The 15,725-nt window shown below is 62.5% G+C and carries 12 protein-coding genes; 10 read left to right on the top strand and 2 right to left on the bottom strand.

Features of this window, described 5'->3' with window-relative positions:
• Positions 1-23: 23 nt before the first annotated feature.
• Both G6N46_RS16880 and G6N46_RS16875 read left to right on the top strand, forming a co-directional pair.
• The gene (locus G6N46_RS16880) at positions 24-1,202 is read left to right on the top strand and encodes a PucR family transcriptional regulator (RefSeq protein WP_138247658.1); all 1,179 of its coding nucleotides are present in this window, start codon (positions 24-26) and stop codon (positions 1,200-1,202) included.
• Between the two features lie 345 nt (positions 1,203-1,547).
• Complete coding sequence (locus G6N46_RS16875) at positions 1,548-2,444, top strand: DUF559 domain-containing protein (protein WP_064859343.1); 897 nt, start codon at positions 1,548-1,550, stop codon at positions 2,442-2,444.
• 185 nt (positions 2,445-2,629) lie between these two features.
• Here G6N46_RS16875 and G6N46_RS16870 read toward each other — a convergent pair whose 3' ends face one another.
• On the bottom strand, positions 2,630-4,465 hold the full coding sequence (locus G6N46_RS16870; RefSeq protein ID WP_138247659.1) for an acyl-CoA dehydrogenase: 1,836 nt from the start codon (positions 4,463-4,465) through the stop codon (positions 2,630-2,632).
• 397 nt (positions 4,466-4,862) lie between these two features.
• On the opposite strand from G6N46_RS16870, the gene G6N46_RS16865 reads away from it, so the two are divergent.
• Positions 4,863-5,942, top strand: a complete 1,080-nt coding sequence (locus G6N46_RS16865) for an NAD(P)H-dependent amine dehydrogenase family protein (protein WP_138247660.1) — start codon at positions 4,863-4,865, stop codon at positions 5,940-5,942.
• A 66-nt stretch (positions 5,943-6,008) separates the two neighbouring features.
• Here G6N46_RS16865 and G6N46_RS16860 read toward each other — a convergent pair whose 3' ends face one another.
• A complete protein-coding gene (locus G6N46_RS16860) occupies positions 6,009-6,218 on the bottom strand; it encodes a hypothetical protein (RefSeq protein WP_138247661.1) in 210 nt (69 codons plus the stop codon).
• Positions 6,219-6,743: 525 nt separating this feature from the next.
• Here G6N46_RS16860 and gmd point away from each other — a divergent pair.
• The 7 genes from gmd to G6N46_RS16825 all read left to right on the top strand — a co-directional run bounded on the left by gmd (position 6,744) and on the right by G6N46_RS16825 (position 15,644).
• On the top strand, positions 6,744-7,778 hold the full coding sequence (gmd, locus tag G6N46_RS16855; protein ID WP_064859339.1) for a GDP-mannose 4,6-dehydratase: 1,035 nt from the start codon (positions 6,744-6,746) through the stop codon (positions 7,776-7,778).
• Positions 7,775-8,743, top strand: coding sequence for a GDP-L-fucose synthase family protein (locus G6N46_RS16850; RefSeq protein ID WP_235688649.1), 969 nt, complete (start codon positions 7,775-7,777; stop codon positions 8,741-8,743). The genes gmd and G6N46_RS16850 overlap by 4 nt, the downstream gene beginning before the upstream one ends.
• A 417-nt stretch (positions 8,744-9,160) precedes the next feature.
• The gene (locus tag G6N46_RS16845) at positions 9,161-10,438 is read left to right on the top strand and encodes a glycosyltransferase family 4 protein (RefSeq protein ID WP_138247663.1); all 1,278 of its coding nucleotides are present in this window, start codon (positions 9,161-9,163) and stop codon (positions 10,436-10,438) included.
• Positions 10,439-10,486: 48 nt separating this feature from the next.
• A complete protein-coding gene (locus G6N46_RS16840) occupies positions 10,487-12,001 on the top strand; it encodes a sugar transferase (protein WP_138247664.1) in 1,515 nt (504 codons plus the stop codon).
• Positions 12,002-12,288: 287 nt separating this feature from the next.
• Positions 12,289-12,990: a methyltransferase domain-containing protein gene (locus G6N46_RS16835; RefSeq protein ID WP_138247665.1), complete on the top strand. Its 702-nt coding sequence runs from the start codon at positions 12,289-12,291 to the stop codon at positions 12,988-12,990.
• Positions 12,991-13,639: 649 nt separating this feature from the next.
• Positions 13,640-14,434: a lipase family protein gene (locus G6N46_RS16830; RefSeq protein ID WP_163692835.1), complete on the top strand. Its 795-nt coding sequence runs from the start codon at positions 13,640-13,642 to the stop codon at positions 14,432-14,434.
• A 289-nt stretch (positions 14,435-14,723) separates the two neighbouring features.
• A complete protein-coding gene (locus G6N46_RS16825; RefSeq protein WP_138247667.1) occupies positions 14,724-15,644 on the top strand; it encodes a hypothetical protein in 921 nt (306 codons plus the stop codon).
• Positions 15,645-15,725 lie beyond the last annotated feature (81 nt).

Here is a 15,725-nt window from a genome sequence, read left to right as displayed (position 1 = left end):
GGCGCCTCGCCTAAGGTTGGCTGATGGCCGGGGTCGAGGAGCACATGCGGGAACTCAGCCGGATCATGCTGACGCGCGTGGAGACTCTCGGCGAGCAACTGGCCGACCGCATCTACAGCCGCATCGACGGCTACCGCACCACCCCGTCGGCGCGCGACAACGTGCGCGAAAGTTGCGTCGCCAACATGACTTTCGTGTTCCACACCCTCTGCGCTGACGGCGAGGCCGACCTGTCGCCGGCGGAAGCGACCGGCCGGCAACGCGCCGTCGAGGGCATCCCGTTGGCCGCGGTGATGACGGCCTATCGCATCGGTTTCCGCTTCATGTGGGAGAGCAGCGTCGCCGCCGCGCGGGAGGCCGGCATCCCGACCGAATCCATCCTCGAGGCCAGTGCGCGCATCTTCCTGAGCCAGGACGAGTTCACCCAGGCGATGACCGGCGCCTACCGCGAGCAGCTCACCAGCCAGATCATGGATCGGGAAGAGGAGCGGTCGGCTCTGGTCGAGGCGGTGCTGCTCGGGCGCATCACCGACAACCAGAGTCTCTGGGAGGCAGCCGATCTGCTGGGACTGCCCACGACGGGTCCGTATGTGGTTGCGGCGGCGGAGATTCCGGCCATCGGCAAGCTCGGGCTACCCGAGATCGCGAGCAAGCTCGCGGCCCGCGACATCCGCTCGGCCTGGCGCCTGCTGCCCGACCTGCAGGTCGGCGTCGTGCACCTGCGGCAGGACGCGACGTACGGCGTGCTGGTCGAGGTGCTGCGCAAGATCGCGACGGCGCGCGTCGGCCTGAGCCCGGCGTTCGCAAGTTTGGCGGAGACGGGTGAGGGCCTGCGTCTGGCCCGGCTGGCGGTGGCCGGCCGGCCGAGCCGTGATGGCTTCGTCTGCGCCTTCGACGACGCGCCACTGGCGTTCGCCGCCGTCAGTGCGCCGGAGGTGATGAACCGGATCGAGGAATCGGTACTCGGCGGGCTGCGTGGGCTGCCCGCCGAGGAGCGGGCCGTGCTGTCCCAGACCTTCCAGGCGTGGCTCGACGCCGGCGGCTCCGCCAATGAAGCCGCCGCCGCAATCTTCTGTCACCCCAACACTATTCGGCACCGGCTGCATCGCATCGAGGAGCGGACGGGACGGTCCCTGTCCCGCCCCCGCGACGTCGCCGAGCTGTGCTTGGCCTTCGAGATCAGTCAGCGCCTGCCTGAGTAGTTGGGGCTCGCGGGCCGGGCCGGGCTGGGCGGGGCTCGGGTCGCGGCTCGGCTCGCGGGGCGCCGAGGCGTTGATCGTGCGGCTTGGCAGACGGCTACTCGCAGAGATTCTGCTGTGGCGCACAGTCAATGATCCCGGGAGTTCACCGTGCGCCTTGGCAGGCCTCCACTCGCAGAAAGTCGGCTGTGGCGCACAGTCAACCGGTGCGGAGATGGCCGGGGATCGAGTGTGCGTCCGGCATCACGCGGGCGCAGGCTATCCACAGTTCGCGATCCGTCCACAAGCGCCGCCTCCGGTGTGGCTGACACTGCAGTAGATGTCTGCGGCCGCGGAGACGGTGTCGCTATGACCGAACCATTCGTCGGTAGCGAGGCCCTGGCCTCCGGCATGCTCAACCGCTACGAGCTCAGCCGCTACTACCGGCTGCTCATGCCGAAGATCTACGTGGACAAGCGGACAGAGCTGTCGCTCCAGCAGCGCACGACAGCCGCGTGGTTGTGGACGGGTCGGGAAGGCGTCGTCGCGGGAGCCGCTGCGTCAGCTCTTCATGGCGCGAGTTGGGTGGCCGACGACATTCGCATTGAACTGATCAGCGCCAAAATCCGCGCACCTCGCGGCGTGGTCACTCGCCGCGACCTGGTCTACGGCGACGAGGTCACCCGCGTCGACGGGTTGCTCGTCACCAGCGTGGAGCGGACGGCGTTCGACCTTGGCCGTCGGGAGCTGATCGGATCTGCTGTGGCGCGCCTCGACGCCCTGGCTCGAGCTACCGGATTCACGGCCGACGATGTTCTGGCGCTGGCTACGCGCCACCCGCATGCCAGGGGCTTGAGGCAACTGGAGCCGGCGCTGGGCTTGTTCGACCCCGGCGGCCATTCGCCGCAGGAAACTCGATTGCGATTGACGTTGATCGGCGCGGGGTTTCCCAAACCTCAGACTCAGATACCGGTACCTGGGCCCGACGGCAACCCGAAGTATTTCCTCGACATGGGCTGGGAGGAACTGATGCTTGCGGTCGAGTACGACGGTGCGCAACATGCTGAGTCGCTCGCCTACGACATCGAGCGTGCCGACTACATCGCGCAAGTCGGGTGGACCCATGTCAGGGTTGCCGCAGGGCATCGCAAGGCGTCCGTGATTGCGCGGGTGGAGCGCGAGTGGAATCGCCTCTGGCGGCCAGGACTCGGAGTTGCCGGGCGCACGCCGCCTTTTCCAGGGCCTCCGCTGGACCTCATGCGTTGACTGTGCGTCTTGGCAGACGGCTACTCATAGAAGTTCTGCTGTGGCGCACGGTCAACGGGACGAGGGGACGCCCTCGCGTTGGGTGTGCGTCTACGCAGGCGCCGACTCGCAAGAGTTCTGCGCTGGCGCACAGCCAAAAACAGCAGCCCCCGGCGAATGCCGGGGGCTGCTGTTCTTGGTGAGGATCAGAAGGACGCTTCGTCCAGCTCCATGGCCTCGTTGTCGACGGACTCGATGACCGAGCGAACGCTGGTCAGCAGCGGCAGCATGTTCTTGGCGAAGAACGACGCCGACGCGATCTTGCCCTCGTAGAACGCGCGGTCGTCGCCGGTGGCGCCCTCGTCGAGCGCCTTGATGGCGACCGCGGCCTGCTTCAGCAGCAGCCAGCCGATGACCAGGTCACCGACGGCCAGCAGGAAGCGCACCGAGCCCAGGCCCACCTTGTAGATGGACTTCGGGTCTTCCTGAGCGGCCATCAGGTAGCCGGTCAGGCTGGCGGCCATGCTCTGGACGTCGCCCAGGGCGGTGGCGAGCAGCTCGCGCTCGGCCTTCAGGCGGCCGTTGCCGTCCTGGTTCTTGATCAGCTGCTCGATCTCGCCGGCGACGAACGCCAGGGCCTGGCCCTTGTCGCGGATGATCTTGCGGAAGAAGAAGTCCTGCGCCTGGATGGCGGTGGTGCCTTCGTACAGCGAGTCGATCTTCGCGTCACGGATGTACTGCTCGACCGGGTAGTCCTGCAGGAAGCCGGAACCACCGAAGGTCTGCAGCGACTCGGTCAGCTTCTCGTAGGCCCGCTCGGAGCCGACACCCTTGACGATCGGGAGCATCAGGTCGTTGACCTTGAAGGCCAGCTCGGCGTCCACACCGTGAACGGCCTTGGCGACCTCGGGATCCTGGAACGACGCGGTGTACAGGTACACGGCGCGCAGGCCCTCGGCGTAGGATTTCTGGGTCAGCAGCGCCCGACGAACGTCCGGGTGGTGCATGATCGTGACGCGCGGAGCGGTCTTGTCCATCATCTGGGTCAGGTCAGCACCCTGGATGCGGGTCTTGGCGTACTCGAGAGCGTTCAGGTAGCCGGTCGACAGGGTCGCGATGGCCTTGGTGCCGACCATCATGCGGGCCTGCTCGATGACGTCGAACATCTGCGCAATGCCGTTGTGCACCTCACCGACGAGCCAACCGACGGCGGGGGTGCCGTGCTGGCCGAGCGTGAGCTCACAGGTGGCCGAAACCTTCAGGCCCATCTTGTGCTCGACGTTGGTGACGAAGGCGCCGTTGCGCTCGCCGGGCTCACCGGTCTCGGGGTCGAAGTGGAACTTCGGCACGAAGAACAGCGACAGACCCTTGGTGCCCGGGCCGGCGCCCTCGGGGCGGGCCAGGACCAGGTGCATGATGTTTTCGAACAGGTCGTCCGAGTCGGCCGAGGTGATGAATCGCTTCACACCGTCGATGTGCCAGGTGCCGTCGGGCTGCTGGGTGGCCTTGGTGCGGCCGGCGCCCACGTCGGAGCCGGCGTCGGGCTCGGTCAGCACCATGGTGGCGCCCCAGCCGCGCTCGGCAGCGAGGACGGCCCACTTCTTCTGCTCGTCGGTGCCGTTGTTGTAGAAGATTTCGCACATGCCCGAGCCCATGGCGTACATGTAGGCGGCGGGGTTGGCACCGAGTACGTGCTCGATCAGGGCCCACTGCAGTGCGCGGGGCATCGGCATGCCGCCGAGCTCCTCTTTCAGACCGACCTTGTCCCAGCCGCCGTCGAGCAGCGCGCGCATCGACTTCTTGAAAGGCTCGGGAAGCGTGACGGTGTGGGTCGCGGGGTCGAAGACCGGCGGGTTGCGGTCGCCGTCGGCGAACGAATCGGCGATCGGGCCCTCGGCGAGGCGCGCGATCTCGTTGAGCATTTCACCGGCGGTGTCGGCATCCAGGTCGGCGAACTTGCCTTCACCCATCGCCTTGTCTACGCCGAAGACCTCGAACAGGTTGAACACCTGGTCACGGACGTTGCTCTTGTAGTGGCCCACGATTTCTCCTCGATGAGATGGACTGTAGGGGTTGGGTACTCAGGGCTAAGTTACCCACCAGTAACTGGGGCTAACTATACCGCCGGGTAACTTCATCGCAAAGCAGTCAAGAGCAAATTTTTCGTAGCTAACCAACCCAGTGGTTGAACGGGGTGGTTTCGAAGCCGGTTTATGGCCGCTGACCTGCAGTTTAGTCCGAATGTGATGTCCGCCACCGGAAACTTCCGGAACTGGGGAGGACGTGTCAGTTGGGGTCAATGGGAGCCGTGTTGTGGCGTCTTCGTGGTGGATGCGAAGGCTTGCAATCGCCGCGATCCCAGCCTCGGAAGACCGCGGTCCGACGACAATCCTGGGGGGTCGCTGTGAGGCGGGTCACCATGCCGTGGTTATGTGAGGTATGCGTCGGGTAGCGGTGTGGGGTACAGGCAACATGGGGGCCACGGCGATCCGATCGGCGGTCGCGTTCCCGGGGCTCGAGCTGACGGCGGTCATCACCTCCAGTTCGGACAAAGCCGGCCGCGACGCGGCGACGTTCGCCAAGCTCGACACCGCGACCGGGAAGGTCGCCACCACCGACATCGACGCGGCCCTCGCGGACTGCGACGCCGTCGCCTATATGTCTTCCGGAGACATCCGCCCGGAGGAGGCCATCGCCGATATCGAGCGCTGTCTGCGGGCCGGTAAGCACGTCGTGACGCCGTCGCTGTACTCCCTGTATGACCCCGCTTCGGCGCCGGCCGAATGGGCCGAGCGGCTCTCCGACGCGGCGGCCACCGGCAACGCCTCGTTGCTGGTGTCGGGTGTCGACCCCGGCTGGGGCAACGACGCGCTCGCCGTGACGGCGGCCGGCCTGTGCACCCGGATCAAGACCATCCGGTGCCAGGAGATCTTCGACTACTCCACGTACAACCAGCCCGAAGCCGTACGCGTGCGCTGCGGTTTCGGCGGTTCGATGGAGGAGACGCCGCTGATGCTGATCCCGACCATCCCGACCATGGTGTGGGGCGGCAACGTCCGGCTGATCGGCCGTGGGCTGGGCATCGAGATCGACGACATCACCGAAACCTGCGAGCGGCTGCCGCTGACCGAAGCCGTCGAGAACGCCATGGGCCGCTTCGAAGCCGGCACCCAGGGCGCGTTCCGGCTGGAGGTCATCGGATGGTCGCAGGGTGCGCAGCGCGTGATCATCGAACACATCACCCGTATCGACCCGTCCTGCGCGCCGGATTGGCCGCAGCCTGACGAGGGCGTGGGCGATCACCGCGTGATCATCGACGGCGATCCGCAGCTCACGATCGTGGTCCGCGCCGACGTGCCCGGGGGCACGCGTGCCGACGGCGGCAACACCACGGCGGCCAACCGGCTGCTCGGCGCGATCGAGTGGCTTGCGACCCAGAAGCCGGGCATCTACGACGGACTCGATGTGCCGCTGCATGCGCCGCTGCCGGCCAAGGTCGAGGCGACGCGGTGGGCGTGAGTAGGTCCGGGGTGAGGATTGCCTGTCTGCGAGCCTTGCGCTCGCGAACGGTTCTACTCGAAGGGGCTAGCTGACCAGGACACCGGTTGGGGTTAGCTGCACGGAGCGACGCGCGCTAGTCGATTCAGGCCACCACTCGAGTTCGGTGCGCCGGTTGCGTTCCATCGCATCGGAACGAGCCTCGTAGTCGGCGACTGCCGCCGAAATTGCAGGGACGCGCATCAGGCCTTTTCTTACAGCCAAGAGCATCGACGTAGAAGCTGCGATCTTCTTCACTCGTAGCACTCCTGTAGCCTCGTCAGAAATTCAAAGCCGTTTGGCGCTCTGCGACGTCCGCAGGTGGGTTGGGCGTCCATGTGGTTTCCGTCAGCTTAGCTGAAGATCGCGTCAGCAACCACCCGGTTGGCCATCTTTCAAGTTTGCTCGTACGGTTCCGTGTCTCGGTTGAGCGGCACTTTGTGTACTCAGGCGACGTAGCAGCGGTAAATCCGCGGTGAGACTGCGCAACAATCCCCGCACGTTGGTCGATTTGCTGACGGAGGCGGTGGCAGGGGATTGGCAGTCGGCTTGATGTGGCGACCCTGTGCCCGTCGAGGCGCTTGCGCGACCGGCTCACGAGGGCTCTACCTAAGCGCGCGTCAAGGCCTGTCGGTGTGGTCTCAACCAGCGCAAATGACGAGTATTTCAAATTTACGACCACGTCACTGAAGTCTGGCTACGCTGCGACCCAGAGACCAAGCAGCCGCAATTAATGCCTGGCCTCAGCAAATTCCCGCTCTTGGAACCGATGGGAAGTCCGACGTGACGAAGAAGGCATTGATCACCGGTGTCACCGGACAGGACGGTTCGTACCTGGCGGAACTCCTGCTGAATAAAGGGTACGAAGTTCATGGGCTGATCCGGCGGGCGTCGACCTTCAACACGGTCCGCCTAGAGCACCTGTACCGAGATCCGCACGATCCTGAAGCCCGCTTGTTCCTGCACTATGGAGACCTCACAGAAGGCAGTCGTCTGGCCACGCTGCTGCAGGACATTCGACCAGATGAGGTGTACAACCTCGGAGCGCAGTCCCACGTGCGGGTGAGTTTCGACGATCCCGAATACACGGGAAACACCACGGGTCTCGGATCGATGCGTCTGCTGGAGGCGGTACGCAAGGTCGGCTTGGATTGTCGGTACTACCAAGCTTCCAGCTCGGAAATGTTCGGTGCCGCCCCGCCGCCCCAGAATGAAGAGACTCCTTTCTATCCGCGGTCGCCGTATGGCGCAGCGAAGGTTTATTCGTACTGGGTGACTCGCAACTACCGTGAGGCATACGGCATGTTCGCGGTGAACGGCATCTTGTTCAACCATGAATCCCCCCGCCGAGGCGAAACGTTCGTGACCCGCAAGATCACGCGTGCTGTCGCAAACATCAAGGCCGGCAGGCAGCGTCACTTGTACCTGGGGAACATGGATGCGGTGCGTGACTGGGGTTATGCACCGGAATTCGTCGAAGGTATGTGGCGCATGTTGCAAGCCGATGAGCCCGAAGATTTCGTGCTTGCTACCGGCACCGATTACACGGTGCGTGATTTCGTCGAATTCGCGTTCGCGCATGCGGGGTTGGATTGGCAAGAGCACGTCGAGTTCGATGATCGCTACCTGCGTCCGACCGAGGTCGACTCGTTGATCGGATGTGCGGACAAGGCGCAGAAGGTGCTCGGCTGGACCCCCAGGGTGAAGACTCGCGAGCTGGCTCAGATAATGGTGGACGCCGATATCGAATCTGTCGCCCACAGCGGCACTCCGTGGGTCGACCGGGTGAAACTTGACGGATGGGGAGCCCCGGAGTGACTGGTGCGTTCGCGCCGGCAGCACTGGATCGTGATGCGCCACTGTTCGTGGCCGGACACCGCGGCTTGGTCGGTTCAGCACTCTGGCGGGCGCTTGAAAATCGGGGATTTACGAACCTGATCGGTAAGCGGTCCGACGAACTCGACCTCCGTGAACGCGATTCGGTGTTCGACTTCTTTGCCGATGCCAAACCGGAAGTTGTCATCCTCGCGGCGGCCAAGGTGGGTGGCATCCTCGCGAACAGCACCTTTCCCGTGGACTTTCTGTCCGACAACGTGCGCATCCAGGTCAACGTGCTGGATGCGGCGGCCGCCTCTGGAACGCAGCGCCTGCTGTTCCTGGGCTCATCGTGCATCTACCCGCGAATGGCCCCCCAGCCCATCCACGAGGATTGTCTGCTTACCGGGCCTCTCGAGGAAACCAACGACGCGTACGCGATCGCGAAGATCGCCGGCATCATCCACGTCCAATCGGCCCGGCGTCAGTACGGGCTGCCGTGGATTTCAGCCATGCCGACGAATCTCTATGGGCCAGAAGATAATTTCTCTCCACAAGGTTCGCATGTACTGCCAGCGCTGATACGTCGGTACGACGAGGCCGTCAGAGCCGGGGTGGCAACGGTGACCAACTGGGGCACCGGATCGCCGCGCCGGGAGTTCCTTCACGTCGACGACATGGCGTCCGCCTGCTTGCATCTGTTGGAGAACTACGACGGCGACCTGCAGGTGAACATCGGCACCGGTGAGGACTGCACGATTGCGGAAATCGCTTCGATAGTCGCTGAGACCGTCGGCTATACCGGTGAAACACGCTGGGACACAACCAAGCCCGACGGCACGCCCCAGAAGCTTCTCGATGTGTCCTTGCTCCGTGAGACCGGGTGGAGCCCGCGCATCGGCCTCCGGGAAGGTATCTCGTCCACTGTCGACTGGTACCGCAAGAACCTGCAGCATCTACGGAGCTGACTGCGGCGCGAGTAGCGGCAATTCCCTTGCTCAAAACCGGCCCGGACCGGGTAAATAACGCTAAGGTCAATACATTGGAGACGCGGGTGGCGCCCCCGTAGGGGTATTGCCACCGGTCCTGTCGGGAGGAGGCAAGCCGGCTAGTGGCTGTGGCCTGTGGATGACGACACGGTGCAGGGAAACCACGTGTGAGTTGTGGCTGGTGCCAACAGAGTTCGAGCTCACACGGTGTCCAAGCTCGAGCTAGGTGAGGCAGCCACTTCGTTCGAATGGTGATCGGTGACGGGGCAACGATGACTTCGGGCTGGTATATCGCGCAGTGAGCCCCGACCTGCAGCGAATGTGACTGCGACGCTTGCGTATTGCGAATACGCGTGGCGGACTCTCTGGTTTCGTGATGCTCTGAAAGTGGCTCGTATGAAAATTCTCATCGTCGGTCTCAACTACTGGCCCGAAACGACCGGCATCGCGCCGTACACAACGGGTTTGGCAGAGGGACTGGCATCAAGAGGGCACAGCGTCAGGGTATTGACGGGACTGCCGCACTACCCGGCCTGGCGGATAGCCGACGAGTATCGTGGTAGCCGCGGTGAGACCGCCGTCCTTCGCAACGTCCGCGTCAAGCGAGTGCCTCATTTCGTTCCTAGCCTGCCAACAGCTGGCGCTCGAGTGCACATGGAACTGTCGTTCTCGCGCATGGCAATGGCAAGTCACTGGGGTCACCCTGACGTCGTCATCGCTGTCAGTCCCGCGTTGTTGTCCGCCGCTGCCGTCGTCGCTAAAGCGCGCGCCGCGAGGATTCCAGTCGGCGTAATCGTCCAGGATATCTATAGCCACGCTGTTGTCGAAACCTCTCAAATGGGCGGTCGCGCGGCAAAGATGACGATGGACCTTGAGTCCTCAGTCTTACGAAACGCAAACGGTGTCAGTGTGATTCACGACCGATTTGCCGAATCGATAAAGAAGTTGGGAATCCGCGAGGATAAAATCACGGTGATCCGCAACTGGAGCCATGTGGACAATAGCCCGACGGCCTACCGGAGCGCCGACATCCGACGCGAATTCGGTTGGTGTGAAGACAAAGTCATCGTCATGCATGCCGGGAACATGGGTGTTAAGCAGGGGTTGGAGTCAGTCATCTCGGCTGGGCGTCTGGCTCATCGGCAAGCGGCGGAAAGAGCGCCACACTTTGTCCTCGTAGGTGATGGAAATCGTCGGGCTGCGTTGCAGGAACTGGCCTGTGACGTGCCCACCGTGCAATTCATCCCGCCGGTCTCAGATGACAAGTTCGGGGCGCTGTTGAGCGCAGCAGACATCCTGTTGGTGAACGAGCTTCCAGGCATAGCCGAGATGGCGGTACCGAGCAAGCTCACGTCGTACTTTGCTGCAGGCAAGCCGGTTTTGGCTGCTACGGAATCGCGAAGTGCCACGGCGTGTGAGGTCAATACCTCCTCAGGTGGGGTCGTGGTCAGTGGAGGGGATCCGGAGGCTCTGGTGCATGGAGTCGAGATGCTGGCAGCGGACCCTGCGCTCCGGGCCCGCCTTGGTGCCGCCGGCCAGGCGTTCGCGCGTCGCACTCTGCAACCGGAGGCAGCGATAGATGCGTACGAGGGTTGGTGTGGAGTTTTGATGGGGGCAACCGCGGCGTCGGCGCCTCATCACATTGGCCGCCGGCTGAGGATTGCGGCGTTCTAGATTCTGCAACGGCAATCAGCACCGGGGGTTGGATATGTGGGGTGGTCGATGACGCTCTCGACGTTCGCGTTCACGCGAACTCCCAAACCCGTCGTGGGCATTACGAGTCCGCGTACACAGCAGTTGAACACGCGTCCCGTGTGGCAGCACTCTTTGGCTCGCCGCGTACTGATGACCGACACAGCGGCGGTAGTTCTGGCCGTGTTGTTCGCCCAATGGGCTCGGTTCGGTCGCGAGAGCGCCTACGCCCCTGTGGCTTCGGCGTATTTGACGGTGTATTCGGTGCTCTTGGCCAGCCTGTGGCTTGGTGCGCTGAGTTTGTATCACGCCCGTTCTGGGCCAATACTCGGAAGTGGGATCGAGGAGTATCGACGAGTCGTCGCGGCATCGTTCTGGACGTTTGGCGCCGTTGCGATTGTCGCGTTGCTCTCGCGAGTGGATATTGCAAGGGGATACCTCGCTTTCGCGTTTCCGCTGGGGACGTGTGGACTCCTCCTAGGAAGAAAACTGTGGCGGCGGAGAGTCCGCGCCCGACGACTTTCCGGCGATTGCCAAACCCGGGTTCTCGCCATCGGCGATCGGCAGGCAGTAGCCGTCTTGGCTGACGCGCTCATGAACGACCCTGGCGACGGGTTCGTGGTGGTTGGTGCTGGAGTGCCGGGCGAGCCCGGTTCCCGCGGTGATCTCATCACGGTCGGCGACACGGTAGTACCAGTTCTTGGTGACGAGATCGATGCGTTGGACGCGCTCGGTGCCACGTGTGCTGCCGATACCGTCGCCCTGACCGACGCAGAACACTTCGGATGTTCCGGAATCCAAAGGCTGACTTGGCGTCTCGAAGAGCGTGACGTCGACTTGGTGGTGTCGCCCGGACTACTCGATGTGGCCGGTGCGCGTCTGGCGATGACGCCGGTGGCGGGGATGCCGCTGCTCCATGTCGAGCCGCCACAATATCGCGGCGCCAAGCGTTTCCAGAAAAAGGCATTCGACTTTGGATTCGCCTTGGCCGCGCTGATAGGCACTGCACCCCTACTCTTGCTTGCGGCGATCGCCATCAAGCTGACGAGCCGGGGCCCGGTCTTCTACCGAGCAGAACGCATCGGTCTGGATGGCAAGCCGTTCACCATGATCAAGTTCCGAAGCATGGTCGTTGATGCGGAAGCCCGCCTTAGTGATTACCTCGCATCCAATGAGATCGATGGCGGGGTTATGTTCAAGATGCGTGAAGACCCCCGAGTGACCCCAATCGGTAGGGTGTTGCGCCGCTACAGCATTGATGAACTTCCTCAGTTCATCAATGTGCTCAAACAGGACATGAGCGTAGTCGGCCCCCGGCCGCCGTTGCGCCGTGAAGTCGAGTCCTACAACGGCGATATCAAGCGGAAGCTCCTCGTCAAACCAGGAGTGACCGGGCTGTGGCAGATCAGCGGGCGATCGAACCTCTCCTGGGAGAAGTCTGTGCGTCTCGATCTCTCCTACGTCGACAACTGGTCGATGATCACCGACGTCGGGATCATTCTCAAGACCGTCGGTGCTGTTGCGCGTGCCGAGGGGGCATATTGATTCGTGGAGAGGCGTCGAGGACCGAATCGACCACCGAGACGACCGTCGATGCTCGGAGAACTACAGACGTTATTCGAGGCACCGTGCTCTCAGATAGTTGCGCACGTGACAGTTTGGGCCAGTGTGCCCCATGCGACTCTCGAGAGTCGGTGGAGGAACCAGCCCGCAACCCTCGGCGAAGTCGACGGATTCTGCGTACCGACGAGGATGGCGGGCTAAACTGCGATAGGCGCAGCCTGACCTGTCCGCGCCGGCATGGGAGTCCGGTCGACGATGGCAGACACAGAGTGACTGAGAATTTCTACACGAGTGGTGAGTATCTCGAACATATTCCGGATTGGCATGCCGAAGACGGTCCGATCAAGGCGCGATGGATAGCGGACCTCCTCGGGCGCAATGATGTTGTGCCCGAACACATTGTGGAGATCGGCATGGGCTCAGGTGAAATCCTGGTCAATTTGCGCGACACATTCCCTTCAGCACTTCTGGAGGGCTACGATATCTCGCCGCAGGCTTATGCAATTGCGGCGGGCAAAGCGAGCGACCAGGTCCGATTTCATCATGCGGATTACCTGACTTCTTCGACGGTATCTCCGGATCTGATCATGGCGATCGACGTATTTGAACACGTTGAAGATTACATGGCATTTCTCAAGGCGATCAGGCCGCTAGCCCCGCTGAAAGTTTTTCACATCCCGCTGGACTTGTCGGTCCAGGGTCTGCTGCGGGGAAAACCAATCCTATATGCACGAGAACTCATCGGCCATCTGCACTACTTCTTCAAAGACACAGCATTGGCGGTTCTCGCGGATTGCGGATATGAAATTGTTGATTGGAAATACACCCATGGCGCAGAGGTCCTTCCAGGCACTAGGCGCCGATTGCGTACGCGAATGCTCAACGCGCCGCGGCGTGCTCTGCGCGCAATCAACGAGGACTTTGCTGTGAGGCTCCTTGGAGGTTCGTCCATATTGGTTCTTACTCGCTAGCGGTGCGCCAGTTCGGTGAGATGAGCGACTGATAATGCGTACATTTTGCTCGTTGAGTGGTAGCCACCGCAGATTGCGGAAAGCGACGCACGCGCCAGTTGGAACAGCGGCGTTCGGAAACAGGGTCAGGGAGCGATCGTCAGCTGTGAGCGCGGAACCCATTGCAGTACCTGAGGATAAAGCGGCAACTGCTGGGTATTCCGCGAGTCCGCGACCTCGCCGAGGCGTGCGGTTGTGGTGCGCCGTCACGGTGGTGGTGACCGCCGTCGCCACATTCAGTAGTGGATGTACGTCTGGCGACGTCGGCGCTCGTGTCACCACCTCTGCCGACGACGCGCCGCTTGTAGCCGCGGTACCTGTGATCTCGGATCAGGTGCGTGATGGCCGAGGCCGAATTCTCTCTGATTCTGCGTTCGAAGCTTTGCCGGCGGCCTTGGCGGCCCACGCAGGTAGAGCGCGGCGCGCGATCTATCAGTCAACTTCGGGAATTAATGGAGCGCGCACCGAAGTATCTGGGGCATTTTTTGAGCCGTTGGGCCAACCACCCGCGTCTGGTTGGCCGGTTGTCGCCTTGGCGCATGGAACAACTGGTACCCAGCACGGCTGCGCCCCTTCCGACAGCCCAGATTTGGACGGCGAGGTTGGAATGGTGGCCAGCCTGTTGAAGCAGGGGTACGCCGTCGCTGCCACTGATTACGAAGGGCTGGGCGACCAGGGAATACACCCGTATCTTGAGCCGCGGACGGCGGCGTTCAACGTCATCGACTCAGTCCGTGGGCTGCGGGACCTGTATGGCGCGGAGTCGGATCAATGGGTGGCCGTGGGTCCTTCTCAGGGGGGACAAGCAGCGTGGGCGGTGAACGAGTTGAACAGCCGCTACGGTGATGGCCTGCAATTGGTGGGCACAGTGGCGTTGTCTCCAGCGGTCAACATGAGCGGCCTAGCTGATCGCGCTTTGAGTCGGACCTTGACGCCGTGGCAGACCTCGCTAATGCCGTACGTCATCGATGGATTGTCGCGATATGACAGCACGGTGGTCGGCGATCATTACTTGCGTGGCCAAGCGGCTCGAGACCTGGCGGTCATCACTGGGTGCGGTCCTGACGCAACGTCGGCGCGGTTGCACACAAAGGTTGACGATGTGCGACCAGCGACCGCTGCAGATGCGACAGCGCTCAGAGACGCGCTTCGACGCATCGCGCTACCTCAAGCGCCCCTTGCGGTTCCGATGCTGGTAATGAACGGATCGAAGGATGAATCCATACCGCCGGCGTGGGTGAACGCTGCAGTGGAGCGAAGCTGCAAGCTTGGCGGTCATATCCGGCATCTTGAGATTGAAGGCGCCGGTCATTCGAATCTGGGTCATACCGATGTCATCTGGAACTGGATTCGCGATCGTTTCACCGGTGTGCCGGCTTCCGCTGGCTGTGGTGACCAGTCATGAACGTCAGAGTGACTCGCAACGATCGCTTGTATGCAGGCCATCGCGCCCGATATTTGGTCGGACCGCTCGACAACATGGATGACCTGCCGGCTCTTCGGAAACGACTGCAGGTTATTGCTTCTCGCGGTCCGCAGAGCCGAATAGGTCTGATTCCCGATCCGTCGGACGTAAGTTGGGCGTTCGACCGTACAGCCGAGACCGTGGTAGTTACTGAAGGCCCGCGCCTTGACGTCAGGGAACTGCGCGGGTCATTGCCGACTTTCCGGTCCCGACGTCACGACTCACCCCGATGCATATACACCTGGCCGCGCCGTTCCTCTTGTTCGAGTTCGATCATGGCCTCGGTGGCGGGCGCCTGATGACAGAATTAATAGCGGCGATTACCTCCGATTCGCCGGGCTTCGCCGATCCGCCGCCCGCTTACATGGCTCACAGGGTCGGCTTGCGGGCCTTCGCCCATGAGGTGCGTACGCACCCCGCTGCGATGGCGCGCGCCATGGATGAACTACGCCGGAGACCGACCCCACCAGTTACCAACGGAACATTCGATGAGCCTCGGCAACTTGTATACGCGCGCAGCGAAGTCGACTTTTTGACGAAACTCCGTGCTCAGCGCGACGCCACATCGCCCGGCGTCACGATCTTGGCGCTGGTTACGGCGTCGATCTTGCGGGCGCTGAATTCGGTAGGCATCCGGACGGATCCCGACATCGGTGTGATGGTGGACCTAAGTCGTCACCTTCCTGCAGGAGTCGGCACGCTTTCGAACTTTGTCGGGGTCGCTTCGATTCCTGTGTCGCCACCGTTCCTAGCCTCCTCGATTGCTGCCGCAATGGCGGAGTACACAACTGGATGTCGGTCACTCGTGAGGTTCGGCATGGCAACTGTCGCCGACATGCTGCATTCGTCGCGAGGCCCTGTCGTCCAGCGGTGTGCGAATCGGTTCGCAAAACTTGTCGTAACTGATCACGGTGAACTGGCAGCGGCGCAGAAAATCCGCTGGCAGTCCGACCATGACCGTCTCTATCTGCGTTTTGCGCCGGTCGGGTTCTCCAACCAAATTACGCTCGCTACGAACCGAGTGGGCGCGCAACTGCACCTGAGCGCGTCGTTTTATGAGTCGCAGTTCGACACACGCTTGATCGAATTAGCCCTGACGAGGGTAGTCGATACTTCCGACGATGTGTCTGCTATTGGAAACTGCAAATGATGAATCCTATTTGCAGACGCTTCCGACAGACCATGGCTCTCGCTGACCTGGTGACGTCCAATCGTCGAAAGCTATATCGCC

Origin of the sequence: Mycolicibacterium phocaicum, assembly GCF_010731115.1 — a bacterium.
GTDB classification, from domain to species: Bacteria; Actinomycetota; Actinomycetes; order Mycobacteriales; family Mycobacteriaceae; genus Mycobacterium; species Mycobacterium phocaicum.
Note: the sequence above shows the minus strand (reverse complement) of the source record. Positions and strands in the feature narration are given on the sequence as shown.

Excerpts from the sequence above, each read along its gene's own strand:
- G6N46_RS16845 (WP_138247663.1), top strand. The coding sequence starts at position 9,161 with ATGAAAATTCTCATCGTCGGTCTCAACTACTGGCCCGAAACGACCGGC.
- G6N46_RS16875 (WP_064859343.1), top strand. The coding sequence starts at position 1,548 with ATGACCGAACCATTCGTCGGTAGCGAGGCCCTGGCCTCCGGCATGCTC.
- G6N46_RS16825 (WP_138247667.1), top strand. The coding sequence starts at position 14,724 with ATGCATATACACCTGGCCGCGCCGTTCCTCTTGTTCGAGTTCGATCAT.
- G6N46_RS16880 (WP_138247658.1), top strand. The coding sequence starts at position 24 with ATGGCCGGGGTCGAGGAGCACATGCGGGAACTCAGCCGGATCATGCTG.
- G6N46_RS16840 (WP_138247664.1), top strand. The coding sequence starts at position 10,487 with ATGACGCTCTCGACGTTCGCGTTCACGCGAACTCCCAAACCCGTCGTG.
- G6N46_RS16865 (WP_138247660.1), top strand. The coding sequence starts at position 4,863 with ATGCGTCGGGTAGCGGTGTGGGGTACAGGCAACATGGGGGCCACGGCG.